Here is a 578-nt window from a genome sequence, read left to right as displayed (position 1 = left end):
AGCTACCAAAGCCTTCGTCGATGAATAACGTATCTAAACGAATTCCACCGCTGTAAGATTGCACGACATCAGACAAGCCTAATGCCAAAGCTAAAGCTGCCATGAAGGATTCTCCCCCCGACAACGTTGCAACATCACGCATTTTTCCGGTGTAACCGTCTTCCACCACGAGATCAAGTCCTCGCCCTGCTGCACCCTTAAAACCCTCTGTTTTACGCGCTAGAATATATCGACCCTTGCTCATCAAACTCAGTCGTTGAGAAGCTTGAATCAACACATCATCCAATAAAACCCCCAACACAAATCGGTGTAAACTGATACGGCTGCCCGTTTTACCACTGGCGACATCATAAAGCGTACCGAAAACTTTGTACTCTTCCTCTAATTTACGGTTTTTATCGTGCAGATTCGAAATTTCATTGCGAACTTTTTCCAAGCCTTCAAACAGTGAACGCGTGCTATCCAGCTGATTTCTAATTTCTAGATACGAATGTTGAGCAGTGCTTAAACTCCCGTTAAGCGCTTCTAAATTAGGCTTCTCGACCGCCTTCAAAGCTTGATTTAAATCCGCCAGAGTT

At 44.6% G+C, this 578-nt stretch carries 1 protein-coding gene; it reads right to left on the bottom strand.

Annotated features, from left to right (window positions below; translation table 11 throughout):
• Positions 1-578, bottom strand: a 578-nt coding sequence (locus R8N49_RS29120; protein WP_318190698.1) for an SbcC/MukB-like Walker B domain-containing protein, incomplete at both ends; no start/stop codon positions are given.

This window comes from Vibrio sp. 1978 (assembly GCF_033344345.1).
Note: the sequence above shows the minus strand (reverse complement) of the source record. Positions and strands in the feature narration are given on the sequence as shown.